Annotated in this window: 14 protein-coding genes; 3 read left to right on the top strand and 11 right to left on the bottom strand. The window is 36.1% G+C overall.

Annotated elements, in window-relative coordinates:
- Positions 1-3: 3 nt before the first annotated feature.
- The 3 genes from E7Z81_RS07730 to E7Z81_RS07740 all read right to left on the bottom strand — a co-directional run bounded on the left by E7Z81_RS07730 (position 4) and on the right by E7Z81_RS07740 (position 7402).
- Entirely contained in the window at positions 4-711 is a 708-nt protein-coding gene (locus tag E7Z81_RS07730; RefSeq protein WP_292746007.1) for a DUF2162 domain-containing protein, read from the bottom strand.
- Between the two features lie 40 nt (positions 712-751).
- Positions 752-5788, bottom strand: coding sequence for a cobaltochelatase subunit CobN (locus E7Z81_RS07735; RefSeq protein ID WP_292746009.1), 5037 nt, complete (start codon positions 5786-5788; stop codon positions 752-754).
- A gap of 246 nt (positions 5789-6034) precedes the next feature.
- Positions 6035-7402: an MATE family efflux transporter gene (locus tag E7Z81_RS07740; protein ID WP_292746011.1), complete on the bottom strand. Its 1368-nt coding sequence runs from the start codon at positions 7400-7402 to the stop codon at positions 6035-6037.
- A gap of 48 nt (positions 7403-7450) precedes the next feature.
- On the opposite strand from E7Z81_RS07740, the gene E7Z81_RS07745 reads away from it, so the two are divergent.
- Positions 7451-7858 (top strand): flavodoxin family protein, encoded by a 408-nt coding sequence (locus E7Z81_RS07745; RefSeq protein ID WP_292746013.1) that lies wholly within the window; start codon positions 7451-7453, stop codon positions 7856-7858.
- Here E7Z81_RS07745 and E7Z81_RS07750 read toward each other — a convergent pair.
- The gene (locus E7Z81_RS07750; RefSeq protein WP_292746015.1) at positions 7855-8673 is read right to left on the bottom strand and encodes a hypothetical protein; all 819 of its coding nucleotides are present in this window, start codon (positions 8671-8673) and stop codon (positions 7855-7857) included. The two genes, E7Z81_RS07745 and E7Z81_RS07750, sit on opposite strands and share 4 nt — an antisense overlap.
- Complete coding sequence (locus E7Z81_RS07755) at positions 8673-9452, bottom strand: hypothetical protein (RefSeq protein WP_292746017.1); 780 nt, start codon at positions 9450-9452, stop codon at positions 8673-8675. The genes E7Z81_RS07750 and E7Z81_RS07755 overlap by 1 nt, the downstream gene beginning before the upstream one ends.
- A 103-nt stretch (positions 9453-9555) precedes the next feature.
- On the opposite strand from E7Z81_RS07755, the gene E7Z81_RS07760 reads away from it, so the two are divergent.
- Positions 9556-11394, top strand: a complete 1839-nt coding sequence (locus E7Z81_RS07760; RefSeq protein ID WP_292746019.1) for a subtype A tannase — start codon at positions 9556-9558, stop codon at positions 11392-11394.
- A 228-nt stretch (positions 11395-11622) separates the two neighbouring features.
- On the opposite strand, the gene E7Z81_RS07765 is transcribed toward E7Z81_RS07760, so the two are convergent.
- From E7Z81_RS07765 to E7Z81_RS07785, 5 genes are all read right to left on the bottom strand, one after another.
- A complete protein-coding gene (locus tag E7Z81_RS07765; protein ID WP_292746021.1) occupies positions 11623-12423 on the bottom strand; it encodes an SIS domain-containing protein in 801 nt (266 codons plus the stop codon).
- Positions 12424-12502: 79 nt separating this feature from the next.
- A complete protein-coding gene (locus tag E7Z81_RS07770) occupies positions 12503-15064 on the bottom strand; it encodes a BspA family leucine-rich repeat surface protein (protein WP_292746023.1) in 2562 nt (853 codons plus the stop codon).
- A 69-nt stretch (positions 15065-15133) separates the two neighbouring features.
- Entirely contained in the window at positions 15134-15634 is a 501-nt protein-coding gene (locus tag E7Z81_RS07775; RefSeq protein ID WP_292746025.1) for a nitroreductase family protein, read from the bottom strand.
- On the bottom strand, positions 15635-17191 hold the full coding sequence (locus E7Z81_RS07780; protein WP_292746027.1) for a ClC family H(+)/Cl(-) exchange transporter: 1557 nt from the start codon (positions 17189-17191) through the stop codon (positions 15635-15637).
- A gap of 11 nt (positions 17192-17202) precedes the next feature.
- A complete protein-coding gene (locus E7Z81_RS07785) occupies positions 17203-17673 on the bottom strand; it encodes an MGMT family protein (RefSeq protein WP_292746029.1) in 471 nt (156 codons plus the stop codon).
- A gap of 336 nt (positions 17674-18009) precedes the next feature.
- Between E7Z81_RS07785 and E7Z81_RS07790 the strand changes: the two genes are divergently transcribed.
- On the top strand, positions 18010-19425 hold the full coding sequence (locus tag E7Z81_RS07790) for an alanine/glycine:cation symporter family protein (protein ID WP_292746031.1): 1416 nt from the start codon (positions 18010-18012) through the stop codon (positions 19423-19425).
- Between the two features lie 75 nt (positions 19426-19500).
- On the opposite strand, the gene E7Z81_RS07795 is transcribed toward E7Z81_RS07790, so the two are convergent.
- The coding region (locus E7Z81_RS07795; protein ID WP_292746034.1) for an Ig-like domain-containing protein at positions 19501-21381 on the bottom strand (1881 nt) is incomplete at its 5' end.

The following is a 21381-nucleotide window of genomic DNA, read 5'->3' on the forward strand; positions in this document are numbered from 1 at the left end:
ACCTCAATCTAAATAGCTATTGTTCTTAAAGTAGAATCCGCCTAAAAACATTATCATCAGCATCAATCCTAAAACCGCCAAAATGTATTCCGGTGACTGAATTGAAATTGCATCCATCGGATTTTGCAGCAATGCTGTAATATTCGGCAAGAACAATGCAGATATAAGGAAATAAATTCCTAAAAACAGCATGAAGTTACCGAGCACAATAGGATAAGGCTTCTTGATAAAATTGACCAGATAATTTGAAGCATAATATGTCACAAGAATTGTCAAAACCAAAGCACCTGCAACAATAGCGCTCAAATGCATAAGACCCAAACCTACAGTAGGTGCAACAAGCATTATACTTACAATAATTGAACCAAAACAGCAAGGACATGGTGCAACAACAGCCATACATGTTGCAGCAGTTGTATTTTTCTCAAATACCTTGTATTCTCTGATTGTAAATATACCTGCCAAAATCATTATGACAGCCATGATTAAAAAGAACTCAAAATTATAAGTGTAAATCAAATCTGTGATTTGTGTTGTAAAAAATGATGAAATCTCAGTCAGAATCAAAACTCCGCCACCATAACCTATTGTAACCATTGCCAAATATCTTTTAGACATATTGGCCAGACCTGTTGCAAGGCCTAATTTTATTCCAAATATTAAAACAGCCGACAATATACCCAGCTGCCATAATAAACTAATTACTTCCATTTCATTCCCTCTTTTAAAATAAAAAAATTAAATGAACTGTTCATAATTTATCATTGAACAGATCATCTAAATTGCTTTTTGACTTTTTATCTTTGTCATTATCTCTAAAGTAACCGACTCCAATAATCAATATTAAACAAATAACGCCTAAAACTGCAATAAGGCTCATTCCAACCTCACTTGCAGAGAGTTGTGTTACCGGATTAATCTCAATGGATTTCTTAACATCAGCACCTTCACTGCTTGCTGCCCCAACATCACCCTGAGATGAACTTTCACCAGCATCACTGACTGCCTGACCCTGTGAGTTAGCACTGCTTTGTGAAAACTGATTGCTGTTTGTTGTAGTTGAATTCGCAGCCACTGTTGTTGAGGATGTAGATCCTTTTGTAGGATTAGGGGTTGAAGCTTCCTGACTTGAAGGGTCAGTGTTTTCAGGAATGGCATTATTGGTGTTATTCAAGAATACCGGATTTTGTGTTGCCTGATATAATTTAGGCAGTAACTGAGCCAATATATCCGGATTGACATATTGAACTGCCCATTGCATCATAGCAATATTTCCACAGCTGCAGTCACAGCATGCAACACCGTTCTGGACTGTTGCCTGAGCCCATGTGTTTGCAATATCTTTTAGAGTTGCTTCATCTGCATTCCAGTAATTCTCATGAGCTGCTGTCAACATGGTTCCACTCATTGAAATCAATGAGTATGCATTATTTCCACTCATCAGCCAATCTTTAACACCGATTCCATATTTATCTCGATAATATGTATTGTATACCCTATTCCATAAATCGTCACTCACTGATGCAGGCCTTGTTACCTGCCAACCGTACAGGTTGCTTACAAACTTGTTTGACATGTAACGAGCCCCACTATAACCTTCATTCATCATCCCTTTAATCCAATTAGGATTATCATATCTTGCAGCGATTTCACTATACATGACCTCCTCCAAAGAAGAGATATATGCATTGCTTTTGTCCGCATACATCAGTACTTTCATGTTCGGAGATTTTCCTGAGACATTTTCAACAGCCATTGAAAGACCTCCCCAATAGTCAAAGAAGTCATCGTTGTCCAGAACACCATACTGGTTTGTGTTACGGCTTGTAATGATAGTGTCTGAGTCGGACAATGCTCTTATGAAAACCAGAGGATTTGTATCTCCCCAATAGTTTTTGGAATACATGTTACCCATTCTGCCCAAATAGAACTGGGCCAGCTCATCAGTATCATTCCAAGTCCATGACATGGATACCAGTTTTGATATTCCTGCACCGTAATCACCGTTTGGAGGAGCAAAGATGCGTGTAATAGCACATTCTCCTGCATAAGTGGAATTATATCCTATGCTTAGATAATACAGACAATCTTCAATCCAATGCTGTGCAACATAATTATCACTTAAAGCTTCATTTGAAACACCATAATAATTTATTCCACCGACAACACCTTCCAAAGCTTCCCTTAACTGGTTACCATATTTGCCATTCATCAAAGTTTTGTTATTGATTAAAGTCAGATATGACCTTGCTAGAGTTACTCTGTAAGCATTATCAAGCAGAATTGACTGTGAGGAATATAAATCCCTAAATAATCCGCTGGTAATTACAGTTACATCTATTCTTTTGTTTTCCCATCCGTCAGGCCTGGTCAAATCATTTAGCTTGATTACTTCAGGCATGGACCCTACCTTTTTACCTGTAGGGTTTCCTTCATCGTCAAATCCTGCACTTGAGGAATCTGTCCAAACCGGTTTCATTCCAAGCAGATATAAAACTGTTGATACTAAAGCACCATCATCCCTTGCGGTTTCGACACACCAGATTCCCATTATTATTTTTTCTGTAGTGTCGTTTAAATCAGCAAGAGTTAAAAGAGCAAGTGTTTTAGCGTAATCCCATGCATCCATTGTTGGAAGTTCACTGGACTGGTCCTGAAACATGTTTTTTCCTGTCGGAAGAATTGCAGGCTTTACAACTATTTCACCGCCTTCACCTACAGGAATATATCTGCCGTTTAATCCGTCAAGCATTGCTTCCAACTCAGATGAAATGCTTTCATTAATCAGATTAATGTATGTTTTTCCTAACTCAAGACATCCTAAAACATTGGAATTGTTGAATTTGGTATTCTGATTAATTAAAGTGGAATAAACCGTATTTACATCCCAGTATATCAATGCTTTAGCTATATCATAGGATTTATTCAGAATAAATTCCCTTTCAAATGCTGTCAGCTCACTGTATGATTTGGAATAATAAATGTCGGAAAGCTCTGAAAACAGATTCAAAACTCCCTGATTGTTCTCCAAAACCAAGTCCCTGGACAGTATTGCACTGACAGTACTTGCAAGATCATTTTCATTCCATGCATCACCTAATGCATGAAGACCCAATGGATATAATGTATCCTGAGTTGCTTTTAGGAAAGTATCAACTTTTTCAAGGAGCACCTCCATTGAAATGCTTTTCACTTCACTTTTGTTTAATCCCAAATTGGTTGAAAAATCATTTGTGATTATCAAATCACGAATCTGGGATTCTGTTTTCTGATTTTTATTGTCCTGATAATCATTGATGAGATTAGCCAATTGTGTCAGATTTCCATATAAGTGTGTATATGCCATTGGAGATGTTAAATGTGAAATTATTACTGCAAAACCTCTTCTTTTTGCCTGAATAGCTTCTGCTAAACCATCTGATATATAGAAGTATAGCTGCGGAACATCACCAACTACAACCGAACCGTAATCAGTAGCTGATAAAAGAATTTCTTTGCCGGGCAGCCATTCATGAGTAGCGTGCCTTCCCACAAATATCATTGCATTGGAATATTTAGTCTGCATGTAGTAATATGCAGCCAAATATTGATGTGTCGGAGCAACAGCAGTACAATGGTATAGATTTTCAATGTCGGATTCCCATCCTCTTTGAGGTTCGGGAGCGATGAAAACATTACCGAATGTCAATCCCGGAATAACAAAATAGTCAGTGCCATTTTTATTTACTACCATTACATTTCCAGGAGCTGCACCCCATCCGTTTAATCCAGAAATGTTTAAACTTTTAAATTCATCATAATACTTTAAATATAAATCATAATATTCAACTGATTGAGTTTTTGCATAATTTTTCAAGCTTGAAACAATATTATCCAGAACTTTCTTAGATTCAGCTGACTTTTCATCCGGAAGAAGAGAAACTACCTGATTATACCAGTCGGTAATTGTATCTGCGATTGTTGAAGTGTAGTTCAGCTCAACTGCACGTCTTGTCAACTCTCCAATATATGCAACAGTACCGTTTTCAACCTGTATTTTAACTATATCATCCAAAGAGTTAAACCATGTGGTATACTCATCTACAGGAAGCAGAGTCACTTCAGAGCGATTTGCCAATTTGGCAAGTTCTCCTGGCGCCCAAGTAGCTACATTTATACCGCATGAAATGATTAAATCTTCAAGCTGAGAAACATTTGTTGGAAGTTCACCAACATCATATCCTGCATTTTTTAAGGTGTAAAGCACGTTATAAATACTTTTGATTGTATCAAGGTAACTTGAACCTATATTCTGTTTTCCAGGAGGATAATTATAATAGATTATGGATATCAATTTATCTTCATTTGAAGTGTATTTTAAATCGACCCATGAATCAATCCTATCAGCTAAAAGTTCAATGTTGCCTTTATGAGATATATATGTTGTAATCTGAGCTCCTGTAAGATTTGAAATATAGCTTGAAGCTCCTCCAATAAAGGTTGCATCAATTATTCCCTGGGTTTCTGCTATTGTAATATGCCACCATTTGTCACTTTTTTCAGTGGTGAGGCCAGTTGATCCAAGTTCCCACTGTTCATTTGAAACATAATCAGAGTGAACTGCCCGGAATACAGGGACACCAACCTCTTCAAAAAAGTCTGTTGCCTTGGTGAAGTTTTCACCTCCAACCCCATATGCAACCATGGAAACAATAGCATCGACATAGACATCATATGCAGATGAATCGGTTAAAAATTCTGCAATGTCAGCACCAGCATTTGTCCATGATTCAACCATTACCGCCAACTGTTCAGCAGAACCTCCTGCAGCAAATACAGGAATGACATTATATCCTCTTGATTCTAGAGATTCTATAATTTCATAGCATGTATGTAACTGCTGAGATTCAATATACATGGTACTTTCCAAAACACCAACTGTGCGAGTGTTAGATTTGTTAAAGAAAGTTTCTATGTATTCATCAAGTGAATACCACCTGTCCCTATATATTCCATAAGTTTTACTGCCCGTAAATATTGGCTTTTCATATTTCAAATCAAGACCCAAATAATTCAGGACATACAATATCTGATTTTTCAGATTGTCCTTGTCATTGAGGTCCTTATAGAGAACCATCTGGTTTAAAAATTCATTGAAGTTTGCCGCATCATATGTTATGTAGCTATTTACACTTGAGTATGCAATACCTCTTTTAGTATTTTTAAAGTATTTTATCAGTTCTTCATTAGTAAAACCTGTAAATATCTTATTATAGTTCAAGGTGTTGTTTCTTAACAATTTGATTGAACTGGAATCTGAATTCAGGTTGCCGGAAGGAGCTTCCAATATGAGAAATATTTCTTTGTTTGACAGTTCAGGGTATTTTCCCAAAAGACTTGTTAAAACTGAATCAACATCACTGCTAATCCATTCTCCAATAAAAGCATCACTTCCATTAATTAGAGATGCCAATTCATCTTCACTCATTGTCTTAACCTGGTTTCCATTTCGGACAACTAAATTAACATTTTTAAGGTCATGTTCCTCAAAAAGTTCCTGACCCGATTTGTCCAGAACATTTGTTCCAGGATTATCACTTATTATAAATAAAGTAGTATTCATTGAATTCTTTGAAATATAATTAGAGCCATCAGATTCACTATCCAATACCACATCTACATTATCATCCTGTTTTAAATCATCATCAGTCACATTTGATTGTGCAAATGCAACCTGTGAAAATAAACTTAATGACAATATTACGAGCAATATCACCAGTAAAGTCTGTTTTTTTCTAACAAATTTCATTTTTTAAACTCCTAGTAGCAAAAATTTATAAAAAAATATTACTACAAATAATAATTTTGTAATAAAATCCAATATAAAGATTTCTAAAAAAAGTATTACTAAATCGCTTTAATTCACTAAAAAAGTAATAATAATCATTTATATCAAATAATAGTAATAATAAGTATTTAAATATAATATTAAAAAGTAATACTTGATAATGAAGTATTACTGAAACTAAAAAATTAATAAAAAAAGTAATACTTTTTAAGAATTCAAACAGGAATATTTGAATTTAATGTTGAAAATCCAGATGAAGACAAAACCTATTAAAGAGCCTATGTTCATCCCCACAATTGCACCCAGATACACTCCGAAAACTCCCATATCCAAAACGATGCCCATAAGGTATGCCAAAGCCATGCTCAATATTAATTCGCGAAAAACAGTCAAACCCAATGACTTGAATCCTGAACCGACACCCTGATATGTGTATGCTGCAGTAGCTCCGAAAGGAATCAGAACGTTATAGAAAACCAGAAGCCTGAGTATTTCAGCTGAACGGTTTACCAGATTCAAATCATTTGCCTGGAAATTGAAGGCTCCGCATAATGGATATGCGAAAATGAAAAATACTGCACATATCCCAACCGTTATTGCCAGACCCAATAATGTTGAATACTTTATGGTTTCATTGAAGTTCCGCCAGTTTCTGGCTCCATAGGCCACACCTGAAACGGTTATTGTAGCAATGCCTATTGCCATGCAAGGCAGGAATGCAATGGATATGAATCTCCATGCAATTGTAAATGAGGCAACTTCACCGACCCCTGCTGTCACGATTATGAGGAAATTCAAGATAATCGCCACAAGGGCAAAGATTACCTCCTCCAATGCGGCAGGAAGTGAAACGACCAGAATATTTTTATATATTTCAAATCTGCGCCTGTAATATGAAAGATTGAATTTGAAAAATGTGTCCTTTTTAACGAAAATCCAGTAAAGCATCCACATCCATCCGATGAATGAGGAGACAACTGTTGCAAGCCCCGCACCGAAAATTCCCATATCCGCACCGTAAATGAGAACAGGATCAAGAATCATATTTAGAACTGCTGTCAATATTAACGGATTTGTTGCACGGCCGACATCACCTTCACCTCTGAATATGCTTGCTGTCACATTAGGTGCCAGAAACACTATATTCAGCAAAAATATCACACCGCCATAGCTTAGGCAATATGACTTGACTGATGAAGCCCCAAGAAGAACTACCAAATCATCCAAAAAGAATGTCCCTACAAGCAAAACTATGACTGACACCAAAAGCATAAGAATAATTGAATGGATAACTGCATTATTTGCATCTTCAAAACGTTCCGCACCGACATATCTTGAAATCAGGGAATTCGCTCCCGCACCAACACCGTTTCCAAGACCTATTATGACAAGATACAATGGTAAAATGAACCCCGAAGCGGCAAGGGCCTCTGCACTGATTCCGGAAACCCAAAAACCGTCAATCAGGTTATTGAGAAACATCAAAAACATAGACAGGATGGTTGGAAAAGCAAGCCTGTTGATGGCTTTTCGGGGATTTCCCATAATTGAATCAATGTTAGAATTATTTATCATCAATATTTATATTGTTTAATGTGCTAATTAAAATAATAAGGTGAAAAAATGAAAATCGCAATTAGATACTACACAAAAACAGGAAATACAAAAAAGCTTGCAGAAGCAATTTCCAGTGTTGTAAACGTTGAAGCAAAAACAGTAGATGAACCTTTAACCGAAGATGTGGACATTCTGTTTTTAGGAAGTGCAGTTTATGCAGCAGGAATTGACAAAAAAATAAAAGAGTTCATCCAAAACATTAACGTTAACGTGGGTGAAGTTGTAAACTTCTCATCAGCAGCTCTCATCGAGTCAACCTACAAACAGGTCAAAAAGGAAGTTGAAGCCAAGGGCCTTAAAATGAGCGAAAACGAATTCCACTGCAGAGGAGCATTCAAGCTCGTCCACAGAGGACGTCCAAATGATGAGGATTTAAAAAACGTGAAAGAATTTGCAAAAAGAATAATTAATTAATTTTTCTTATTCTTTTTAATCAAATCTTCAATATGATCAAATCTCTTGTAGAGATTTCTTCTAACGATTGACACCGCCAGTGTAGCCGAACCGACACCAGACAGGATAAAACCTGACCACACCAGAAACAGTGCATCCATCTTACCAATACCTGATGAACCTAAAACTGAATAACCGTTACTTGTAAAGGCATTGGAAACCATCACAATTGAATCCAATGGTGAAACATTCTCAACAATAATTGTAAATAAAAAGCTGAACAGTACTATCAGATACAAAAGCATTATTGTTATTCCCAAACCGTTTGTCTGTGTATATTCCAGAAACTTCTGATAATAGACTTTTATCATATACAGATATGACAGACAGTGCAGCGAATCCAGGACATAGAATAACCTTGACCCGGCAGGATCTCCTCCGATCACTATAAAAAGTGAACCGAATGGAATCAAAAAGAAAAAGAGGAATTTTCTTTTAAGGTCATTTTTATCCATTTCATATGCAAGATATACTGAAAAGATAATATCCATTGCTATAATAACATGTCTTCCGCTTTGCCACCCGAATATGGAGTAGAGAATAATGAATACAAAAATTATAATCATTACCAGATAAAAAACCTGCTTAAGCGTATGTGCTTCCTCAACAGGCAGATATTCCTCAAGGTATAAGAATCTTGAAGATTTAATTTGGGAACTGTTTTTAAGTCTAGGCCATATAAATCTAACAGCGAAAAACATGGCAGTAAAAATTAAAATACAGACTAAAAAACTTATAATTAAACCTAAAATCATCATTGACTCATTCATTACCATTATTCTTCACCCCCATCTTCAAGAAGCCTTTCCAGCTCATCAAGCCGCCTGTTGAATTTTCTAACTAAAATTGCCGCCGTTAATGTAGCCGAACCTGCACCTGATATGATATATCCTCCCCAGACCAGAAAAACACTGTTCAGTTTTCCTAAAGCAGATTGTCCTAAAACTACATAACCGTTACTTGTAAAAGCATTGGAAGCCATTACCAGGGCATCAAGAGGTCCCTTATTCTCAGCAAATTGGGTAACGAAAAAGCTGATGAAAATTATGGCAAATGTCAAAACAACTGTAACACCCAGACCGTTTGAAAATGTGTATTCCTGGAATTTTCCATAGTAATACTTGATGAAATAGATAAATATCAGGAAATGAACGAAATCTACCAAATAAGTTAAAGAAATACCATCGAAAAGTGCGTATGTCAAAGATCCGAAAGGCACTAAAAGCAACAGAATTATTTTATGCATCTTAGATGTTTCAAATGTAACAGCAATATACAGTGAAAGTAAAATATCAAATGCAATAAAATAAATCCAAGAGTTATCAAAGATGGATATGAAATAAAACAGATAAATGAAACATAAAGCCATCAGTATGAGATAGAATACCTGTTTTAAGGTCTGCACTTCTTCAAGTGGAAGGAATTCTTCGGGATTGAGAAATCTGCTTGAACTGTTTTGAATAATATCACGTATCTTCACACCGATAAAAACCAAAACAAAAAACAAAGCAATTACAACAACAAATTCCACAATAGAAGTTACAACTAAATCCACTTAAATTCACCTATATAATATATATACTATTTAGTATATGTAACTTTGCTAAAAATTTTATAATAGGGAATGAATTAAATAATATTACAAAAACGGTGAAAATATGAAAAATATACATAAAATACTCATAGTTGTAATTGTTTTGGCAATAATAATTGCAGGAGCATTCACTTTGTTTGGAAAAACTGCTCCAACAGGGAACAGACCTTCATATAACGTGTCCGCCTTAAGCCAAAAGCTATCCATAAACATGAACAACTGGAGTTACGACAAAGACAATGACATCTACTATCAGATAGGACTCATATACTGCATGAATCCTGAAGATACCAAATATCAGTCATGCGGAATATACGTACCCGGAAAATACTTTGAAGCAACCGAAAACTCAAACGGAACATATTCCTGTAAAATTAAAGATGGGGAACAGGTCGGAAACTACACCTCATCATCAGCACCGATAGTAATGCCCGTAAATACACCAGGATACTCATCATGCACCGCACCTTCCAGCTATAATGCAGGAGAAATCAAGAACTATACTGATGCAGGTTTCATTTACCTGAATGCAGGATGCAGAGGAAGAGACAACGCTGAAGCACCTGATGGAGTTACAGATTTGAAATCAGCAGTAACATACTACAGATTCAACGGCGATGTACTTCCAGGCGATACAGAAAACATATTTACATTCGGCCACAGTGGTGGAGGAGCACAGTCTGCAATAATGGGCGCAAGCGGAAACAGCAAACTCTACACTCCATATCTTGAAGACGTTCAAGCTGCAATGGTTGACAAGGATAGAAACACTTTATCCAATGCAATTGCAGGGGCAATGTGCTGGTGCCCAATTACAAATCTGGATACCGCCGATGAGGCTTATGAATGGAACATGGGCCAATATGCAAGAAGCAATTCATCATTTACCGGTGAACTCAGCAGAGATATGGCAAAAGAGTATGCAACATACATCAATAATCTAGGTCTTAAAGACCCTAACGGCAACACACTGACCCTTGAGGAGAGCTCTTCAGGAGTTTATACTTCAGGATCATACTATGATTACATGTTAAGCGTTACTGAAGAGTCACTGAACAATTTCTTAAATGATACCGCATTCCCTTACACCCCAAGTGCAGGAGGAATGGGCGGAATGCCTTCAGGAGGAGCTCCTTCAGGAGATGCACCAAGTGATTCAGGAAACATGCCATCAGGAGATATGCCCTCAGGTGAAGCGCCAAGTGATGCGGGAAGTGCTCCGGCAGGAAATGCTGCTGGAGAAATGGGTTCATCAGACACATCAGACAATACTACATACAACACTGCCAAGGATTATATCGCATCACTGAACGGCAATGAAACCTGGATTGAATATGATGAAAGCACAAACACCGCTAAAATAACAAGTCTGGAAGCATTTGTAAAACATTGCAAAAATCCGTCAAAATCAGCACCTGCATTTGATGACTTGAATCGTTCACAGGCTGAAAACGGACTCTTTGGACTTGATGCAAACGGTTCATCCCATTTTGATAAAATAGCAAGTGACCTGCTTAAAAACAATAGTGATAAATACTCCAAATTCAGCGATTATTCATCAGATTATGTCAATGAATACAGCAGTGATTTGGAAAAAACAGACAGCCTGAACAATACAATCAAGACCTGTGTTGACATGTACAATCCAATGTATTACCTATGCGATTATTACGACGGTGCAGGAAGTTCAGATGTGGCCAAATACTGGAGAATCAATACAGGTATTGAACAGGGCGACACATCCCAATGTGTTGATGTAAATCTGTATTTAGGTGTTTTAGGTAAAGTAGGATCTGATAATGTTGAATTTTCAACTGTATGGGGTCAAGGACATACTCAGGCTGAAAGAACCGGTGACAGTACAAGCAATTTCATAAACTGGGTCAACAAATGTTTGAATTAAGAAATCAATATTGATTTCTTAAATTTCTTTTATTTAATTAATTAGAAGATTTAATTTCTCTTTCCTACTCTTTAAACTTATTCATAACATAATTCAACAATGCAATCTATTTTTCCCATGAAAATACCCTGTATTTTTTCCTAATCATATCATAAATATCAAAATATATTACTTAACAGCAGCAAAATGCCTGCAAATATTAATATTAATGAATTTAACATAAAAAATTTAAATTGCACTGCTTAAAACATCATGATATGCCTTTAAGTCTTTTTCACGCAAATTCAACTTGTGCATCAGCTCAACGATTAACGCATCAAGCAAAACCAGAGCAGACACTTCAAAAGCAGTTCCCATTAAAATCAGTTCAAGGGGACGGTAAATATTACTTATTCCATAGATTTCATGGGGCAGTTCATACATCTGAGCCATTATTTTTTTATCGGCCATGTCAATGTTTTTCCTTGGAAGGGCATCCAGCTGACGTTTTACTTCATCACTATTTTCAAAATTCATTATTGTTTTAGGTAAAAACTCTATGAAATTGTCGATATCGGAATCCTCAAGGTTTACTAGTATCTGTGGCAGGGAATCGATGACTATTCTTGCATCTGACTTTTGAGCCAGTTCGGATTCAGTGTTGCCGCAAACAGCAAGGAATTTAACATTATCAATTTTAGAATCTTCAACAATCTGAGTAATTGAATTGGATTTGCCTGATTTTGAAATGATTATGATTATATCTCCATCCTGAACCGGAGGGGCGATTGTTTCATTGAATACATATACATAGAAACCCAAATGCATCAGTCTCATGGCAAATGATTTTGCAACAAAACCTGATCTTCCGGCTCCAGCTAGGAAAATTGTTGTTTTCTTTTTAGGTGATGTTCGCTTATTTGAAGCTGTTAGAATAATGTCTCTAAATTTGATAATTGCCTCTTCCTGATTTTCAACTACATTTTTAGTTCTATTCAGATTTTTTAATATTTCATCCAATGATAAATCCATATATTTTAACTCAGACATGTCAATAACCTTTTTTTAATTTTTGAAATTGTTTTACACTTTTCTATATTTAATTGTATCTTTAGAATTAGATAAGGAATTATGAGTCTTGATTCTCTTCTTTTTCTAGTTCATGTTTTTCTTTAAGCTTCTGCTTAATAGCTTCCTTTTCATTGCTTTCAAGCTCTTCTTTCTCTTTAAGCTTCTGCTTAATAGCTTCCTTTTCCTGTTCTTCTTTAAGCTTTTGTCTTATTTCTTCTTCCTGTTCCTGCCTGATTTTTTCCTCTATCAATTTTTGCTGTCTTTCCAGCGCCATTAAAAACCATTTCGGATACTGTTTTAAAGATTTACATCCTTCAAAAATCAGGTCCATATTTTCCAGTTTTTCAACATTCCAATTGTCAAGAACAGACCCATCCTCGAGTTTTTCACAGTCAAAGAACATGTGGTCCATGGAAGTTACATTGCTGACATCCCAATTGGCCATTGGAGAAGCATTTACCAATGCTCTGCAGTGTTCAAACATTCCGGACATGACCTTTACATTAGAAACATTCCAGGCCGCAAGGGATGAGAAGTTTTCTATTGAAATGCATCCGAAAAACATTCCGTTCATGTTTTCAACATTTGAGACATTCCAGCTGCCTAAAGACAGAATATTGACCAGAGATATGCAATTCCAGAACATTGCTCTCATAAACTGCACATTTTCAACGTTCCAATTGCTTAACGGCACATCAACCAGTGACAGGCATCCTAAAAACATCCCATTCATATCCTTAACGTTAGATACATCCCATGATGATATCGGTGCGATATTATTTAGGAATTTGCAGTCATGGAACATGAATTTCATGTCAACAACATTGGAGACATCCCACATTTTTAAAAATGATATATCCTCCAGAGACTGGCATTTGTCAAACATTCCGACCATTTTCTCGGCACTGTCGACACCGTATGCAAATACTGCCTTTAAAGATGTCATTCCAGCATAATGCTCGGTCAAATCAGTTTCACCGGAGAGATCCTCATTAACATATAATATATCCTGTCTGTTTGCTACCTTGTCCCAGCTTGTCAGGTTTGTACCGTCCTTCAGTATGATTAAAACTTTAAAATCGCCCAGATTGAAAATACTGTCGGTGATTTTATTTAATCTGTTGAATTCAAGAAGATTTTTGCTGCTTCCTTTAAACGCACCATTTGGACACCACATCGGATAGATTTTAATGTTTTCACAGTTTTCAAAGACATTGTCAGCATATTGAATTTCACCCATTATCCAGAAGTCAAGAGGATTTGTATTTTCAAGGGCCTTGCAGTCCCTGAACATGTCATTTATGTTTATAACCTTTGATACATCCCATTTTTCAAGTCCAGATATATCAACCAGTGATTTGCATCCGTCAAACAGGCTTTCCATAGTTCTTATATCGGAAGTGTTCCAGCTGAACAGTGATGAGGCGTCAGTCAGTGATTCACATCCTGCAAATATGCCTGTTAAGCTTTTGACATTGGAAATATCCCATGACACTAAAGAAGTAATGTCCTCCAGTGATTCGCATGAGTTGAAAAGATCTTCCATTTCATATACATTACCAATATCCCATGATTTGAGTGAAGATATGTCTGTTAGTGCTGTGCAGCCGCAAAACATTTCAGTAATGTTTTGGACATTGCTTACATCCCAATCCGTTAAAGCAGAGACATCCGTTATGGATTCACAGCCATTAAAAAGACCTTCCATATCAGTCACGTTTGAAACATCCCAATTTTTCAAGGCTGAAATGCTTGTAATTGAACTGCATCCGTCAAAAAGTCTGCTGATTCTTGTGATGTTTGATAAATCCCAGTTTTTCAAAGCAGAAATGTCTTTTAGAGAAGTGCAGTCAGTAAATAAAGATAATAGTGATGAATTATTGTCCATCTTAGATAAATCCCATTTTTTTAATGCTGAAATGTTTTTTAATGATTCACATCCTCTAAACATTGCAGTTATGTTGAATGCACTGGATAAATCCCAGTTTTTCAAAGCAGAAATGTCTTCAAGAGATATGCAGTAATCGAATATGCAGGCCATATCAGATACATTGGATACATCCCATTTTTTCAGGGCTGAAATATCCTTCAGACTGACACAATCTGAGAAAATGTAATGCATATCTTCAACATTGCTTACATCCCAGTCCTTTAAAGCAGAGATGTCTTCAAGACTGGAACAATACCCGAACATATTGCCCATTGATTTAAGATTGGATACATTCCAGTTAGAAAGAGCTGAAATGTCACTTAAAGACTGACATCCTTCAAACATGCTGGTCATGTTGACAACATTTGAGACATCCCATGATTTCAGTGAAGTGATGTCTGATAGAGATTCACATCCCTGAAACATCCCTTCCATATTCTTTACATCACCAAATCCAAAAGGAATTATTGCTTTAAGATTAGTCAGACCAGCATAACGTCTTGCCAAATCAGTTTTACCGAACAAATCTTCAGTAATATAAATAATATCCTCTTTATCATCAACAAAATCCCAACTGGTTAAATTGGAACCGTCCTTAAGGATTATCAATACATTTAACTCATTTAATTCATATATGCTTTGAGTTGTTGTATTCAGCATCTCAAATTCTCTAAGCTCTTTACTAATCATATCATCATCTAAAAATAATTACAAATTATAATTTTGTCCAATGAAATATATAAAATATATTTACTGCAGTCAGTATCTGTCAAAGTGAACCTTTGATTTGTCATATCTTAGTTTAACTTCATTTTCTACTGCAGGATAGCCGACACAGATTACTGAAAATGGAATGCAATAATCAGGAATTTCCAAAAACTCCTTCAATTTTAATGTACGGTCTTCTATTGGATGAAAACCCAGCCATACTGCACCCAGACCTTCATGGGTTGCCTGAAGCAAAATGTTTTCATTGCATGCTCCAAGGTCCTGCTCAATCATTCCAATCACTTTTGCCTCATTCAGGTTTCCCAAAGTAATAATGAGATGTGAAGCGTTTTCTGCAGGCTTTGCAAACTGGTGCATCTGAGAAATTGCCTTTTTATCTTCACTTTTTGAAACAACCACAAACTCCCAAGGCTGTGAATTGCATGATGACGGAGCCTGCATGCCTGCTTTAAGCAAGTTTTCTATCAGTTCATCCGGAACTTTTTCATCTTTGAATTTACGTACACTATGTCTTTTAAAAATTAAACTCATCTAACCACCAAATAGCTCTTCAATCTCTTCTCTAACATAAGGATAGTCATTGCTGTCTGTTAAAATCTGGACCTGATCTGAATACTGGATTTTGAAGTCCTCCGTTGGAATTATATACTTGCCGTTTCTGATAACTGACACAACAATTGCATTTTTAGGAAATGGAATGTCCTTGATTTTAAAGTTAATGTAATTGCAATCCAACGGCACAAGATATTCACTCAGGACATGTTTTGAAGGCTTTTTAACGAACTGCCTGTTTTTGCTTAAAAGCAACCTGTCATAAAGTGACTCATAGATAGGTTCGTTTCCGAGAAGTGTTGGAACAACATATGCAATAAGTGACACGATAATCATTGCCACAAGGGATTCTGTTGAGCCAGACATTTCCGCAAGAAGTACAATACCAGTAATTGGTGAGCGGACGGTTGCTGCAAAAAACCCTGCCATTGAAATTATAACAAACCGATAAATCAAATCATGCTGCCAGCCGAAAGCCGGAACAACAACTGAACCGAATACTGCACCTATATATGCGCCCAGCACAAGGATAGGCAGGAATATGCCTCCAGGAGCTCCTGATGAGAATGAAAACATTGAAAATAGATATTTCAATACAAGAAGCAATACAAGAACTCCAAGTGACGGGATAGCTATGTCAAGCATGTCCATCATGAAATGACCTCCGTCACTAATTTCAGGAATCATGAGAGCTACAACACCTGAAACCATGAATACCAGCACGAACTTGAGCCATGAAGGAATCTTAAGATTTTTTACTATATCGCTTGACTTGATCATTCCAATATTATAGACATAACCCAGAAGGCCAACAATCAAACCTAAAACGATTAAAATCCAGAATGAATCCAAAGGAATGTTCAATACAGGGAAATTCAATATTGTGGACTGGCCGAAAATGCCCTTTGAAATAAAGTCAGATACAATAGCTGAAACCAGAGCTATGAAAACCAGGGTCTTATCAAAACCGTGATTGATTTCCTCAAAGACAAATATCACTCCTGCAAGGGGAGCATTGAATGCTGCAGTGATACCGACAGCAGAACCTACAAGAATCAGGCGAAGCTCATCGGTTTTGGATCCTTTGAAAAGCTTGGCTATTCCCTTTCCGGCCATACCTCCAATCTGAACGGACGGACCTTCAGGACCTAATGACAAACCGCCCAATGCTGTTAAAACACCGGCTACTATTTTAGAGAAAAGTACTTTTGCCCAGTTGGCTTCCATATGGCCTTTTACCTCCGCATAAACCTGAGGTATGCCGCTTCCAGAAGAATCTGCTTCCCATTTAGTTAAAAAATCAATTAAAAGCCCCATTATGGCAAGGGCTATAAAAAATAAAATGATGTAAAATACATTTCCATGTATAATACTTAAATAATCTCTTAAAACACTTTCTGAACCTGCAAGCAGCAAACGGTATAAGCATACCATCAATCCGGCAAATATACCTACCAGTACACCCTGAACAGTTAATCTGAAAATGTACTTTGGATTTTCTGTCACAGATTTTAAAGTTTTTTCAAGAGATTTCATTATTTATTAATTTATTGTAAATCATATAAGTTATTTTCATAGTCTTCGACAAAATATCTTATATTTTTTCTTCCCTTGGTTATGATTGAGTGACCTTCGCACTCCAGTTTGTGTTTTTGGTATTCAATTCCTCCAGGATATTTAGGATTCAGCTCACCGTGGGATTTTAAAGTTCTCCAAAAAGGAATTCTATCAAAATCCCTTTCACAGCTTGCCCTGGCAGACAGGTTTATGAACATTCCAGCAGTCATCGGGCAGGTGAAATCAGCACCACGCCTTTGGGATAAAAATTCCCTGATTTCACGGATGGTAATCACTTTGCCTTCAGGAATTAAAGCCATAATGTCATTGTACTCCAGTGGCGGAGCTATCAGCATGTTTTTTCCGCCATATATCTCGATTGACCTTTCATGGTCAACCACTACTATTTTCGGCATATCTTTAGAGTCTTGTAATTTATCATTGAAAGTTTTGCGTGCCATAATATCACCTTTGAAAAATCAAAGTAAACTTATTTAGACCTTACTGATATTTATACTCAATGAAAACAAAAACAGTTCAAATAAATCTTAACAATTCAAGTAAATTTATACAAATTCACCCAAATACAAAATTAATTAAATAAAATATAAATTTTAAAAGATAAATTATTATTTTTTTATACTTATTGAGTTTTTAAAATTAAAATAAAAATAATTATACAAAGTATATAAAATTTATTATACATTAAAAATATAATATATACTTATTAAAGTTCAAAGAATAATGATTCAAATAATGTTATTAAAATGAACAATTTATTAAAAATGAGGGAATTTATGTTAGATATAGTTTATATTTTAAATCAGATTGACAATTTTTTGTACTTTCCCATACTGATTATTGTTATGGCAGTATCAGGATTGTATTTCACCACCAAAACCAGAGGGGTGCAGATAAGGCTGTTCATTGAATCTGTCAAACTCCTTCTGGAACCTTCAGAAGACAAAAAATCCGTATCCTCACTGCAGGCAATGCTGGTTTCCACCGCTTCAAGGGTAGGGACAGGAAATATCATAGGTGTTTCAACAGCACTCTGTCTCGGAGGACCAGGAGCATGTTTCTGGATGTGGGTTATGTGTATTATCGGAGCATCCTCCGCTTTCATTGAAAGTACACTTGCTCAAATCTTTAAAAGAAAAGATGATGAAGGAAAACCTTATGGGGGACCTGCATATTATATTGAACATGGCCTTGGAAAACCGAAAATAGCTGCACTGTTCTGCATTTTCCTAATCTCAACATATGCTTTGGGATTCAATCTTTTATGTTCATATAACCTCCAGTCAACCTTCATGGACTATTCATTCTATAATGCAACAACACCTCTAATCATAGGTGCAATATTGGCAATAATAGTCGGATACTGTCTGCTTGGAGGAGAAAACAGAATCGTCAAGATTACAAGTACAGTAGTTCCTATTATGGGAGTTTCATATGTTGCAGTGGCATTGATTGTCATATTATTCAATTATCAGAACATTCCATCAATGTTTCTTTTGATTTTCCAGGATGCATTTGATTTCCAATCCATTGCCGGAGGTATTGTCGGATCTTGTCTTGTATACGGAATTAAAAGAGGATTATTCTCAAATGAAGCAGGTGTGGGATCTGCTCCTAACGCTTCAGCTTCCGCTAATGTATCACACCCTGCAAAACAGGGCCTTGTACAAACATTATCAGTTTATATAGATACACTTCTTTTATGTACTGCAACTGCATTGATGTGCTTGTCTACCAGTGTTGCAAGGGACGTGACAGTTTCAGGAGCACCATATGTACAGAATGCAATTTCAACCGTTTTCGGTACAGCAGGACCTATATTCATCACAGTTGCGATGGTGCTGTTTGCATTCACAACATTGCTCGGTAACATATATTATGTGGACAATGCATTGGCGTTCCTAAACAAAAAAAGGGTTCCTTCAAAAAGATTCATGCAGATATTTTACCTGTTATGTGTAGTGGTAATTTTTGTCGGTGCGATAATTCCTATGGATGCCGCCTGGGCAATGGCTGACATTACAATGGGACTAATGACATTGATAAACCTGCCGACATGTGTAATTCTTGGAAAATACGCCATCGGATGTCTGCGCGATTATGAATATCAAAAGAAAGCAGGAAAAAATCCAGTATTTAAGTTAAGTTCAATAGGGCTTAACGAGGAAGAATTCGATTTCTGGAAAGATTAATTTAAAAAAAGTTTCTTTAAAAAATCTGAAATATTATTTTTAAAAATAAAAAAAAGGTAGTGAGATATTATCTCACTATTTTACAGTTAATTTTACACTTTTACTGCTTGATTCATAGGACACATCACCTGCAAATGAAAGTTTTGCAGTGAATTTTCCTTTCTTGTTGAGATTGGTTATTTTAAAGGTAACCTGACCTTTACTGTTAGTTTTACCAGTGTAGGTTTTGCCGTTGACTTTTAAAGTAATCTTTTTACCGGATGCAAGGTAAGTTTTACCGTCAACAGAAGCACCTTTAATGGTTTTTAAAGTAACAGTTAACTTTTTGGTTTTTGTTGCAACTTTGTAGGTTTTTGCAGATGCAGAAATTGATGTAGGTTTCTTGTTGATTTTAACTACATAAACAGACATAGAAGCCTTATATTCATCATCACCTAAGAAAACAACAACAAAGGTGTATAATCCTGCATTCTTAAGGTTGATTTGAACATTAATGAAACCGTTTTCATCAGAAACCCTTTCCAGAGTAACTCCATTATATCCAATATAAACTGTTTTATTTACAAGAGAGTTGCCGTTTTCATCAACAAGACGTGTTGTAAAGTTACTACCCCTTTCACCAACATAATAATCACAGGAGTACTGCTCAAAGTTTTCACCAAGTATGGATGTCGGAATCAATTCAGGAACCAAATTAATTGAAAGACTGCATGGCATGAAAGAACCATTACCTTCATAGATTATTTCTACAAAACTTCCTGAAATGTTTTCAATGACAAACCAACCGTCCCTATCAGTTGTAGTATTGAATTTAACATCATCAACAGTGTAAATGATACTGGTATTAGCTAAAGCATCACCGGTAGATAATGTTAAAAATGCACCCAGACTGTTTTTGTAAACAGTCACATTCTTAAAGCTGGTATCAAATGCTTCAAGATAGATGTTAGTACTATTTTCTGCAGCAGCGTAATCATCATCGCCTTCAAAGACAACAACTACACTGTGATCACCATAATCAAGAGAAGGAAGAGTTAAACTGCCAACACCTTTATCATTCAACTTAACAGTAGATTTAACACCGTCAACAAATACAGATACTTCACCAAGAGCATTGGATTTAACAGTAACAACAGCATCTCTACCATTAATCTCATAGCTTACATCTAAAGTTGTATTGATTTTAGCAGGATTAACATTACTTAAATCAACTTCAAAGCTGGAAGGCATGAAAGAATCTTTACCCTCATATTTAAGCTCAACAACTTTACCAATAACATCTTCTACAGCAACCAAACCATCTTCACCAGTAGTTACATTATACTCTTTTCCATCAACAATAACAGTAACAGTCTCATTAGCCAAAGCATCACCAGTAGCTAAAACCAGATAAGCAGACAAACCATAATTATCAACAGTAACATTGACAAACTTAGTGTCAAACGCTTCACGATAGATGTTAGTACTGTTTTCTGCAGCAGTGTATTCATCATCGCCTTCAAAGACAACAACTACACTGTGATCACCGTAATCAAGAGAAGGAAGAGTTAAACTGCCAACACCTTTATTATCTAACTTAACAGTAGATTTTACACCGTCAACAAATACTGCAACTTCACCAAGAGCATTGGATTTAACAGTAACAACAACATCAGTACCATTAATCTCATAGCTTACATCTAAAGTTGTATTGATTTTAGCAGGATTAACATTACTAAGGTCAACTTCAAAGCTGGAAGGCATGAAAGAATCTTTACCCTCATATTTAAGCTCAACAACTTTACCAATAACATCTTCTACAGCAACCAAACCATCTTCACCAGTAGTTACATTATACTCTTTTCCATCAACAATAACAGTAACAGTCTCATTAGCCAAAGCATCACCAGTAGCTAAAACCAGATAAGCAGACAAACCATAATTATCAACAGTAACATTGACAAACTTAGTGTCAAA

Source organism: Methanobrevibacter sp., from assembly GCF_015062935.1.
Lineage (GTDB): Archaea > Methanobacteriota > Methanobacteria > Methanobacteriales > Methanobacteriaceae > Methanocatella.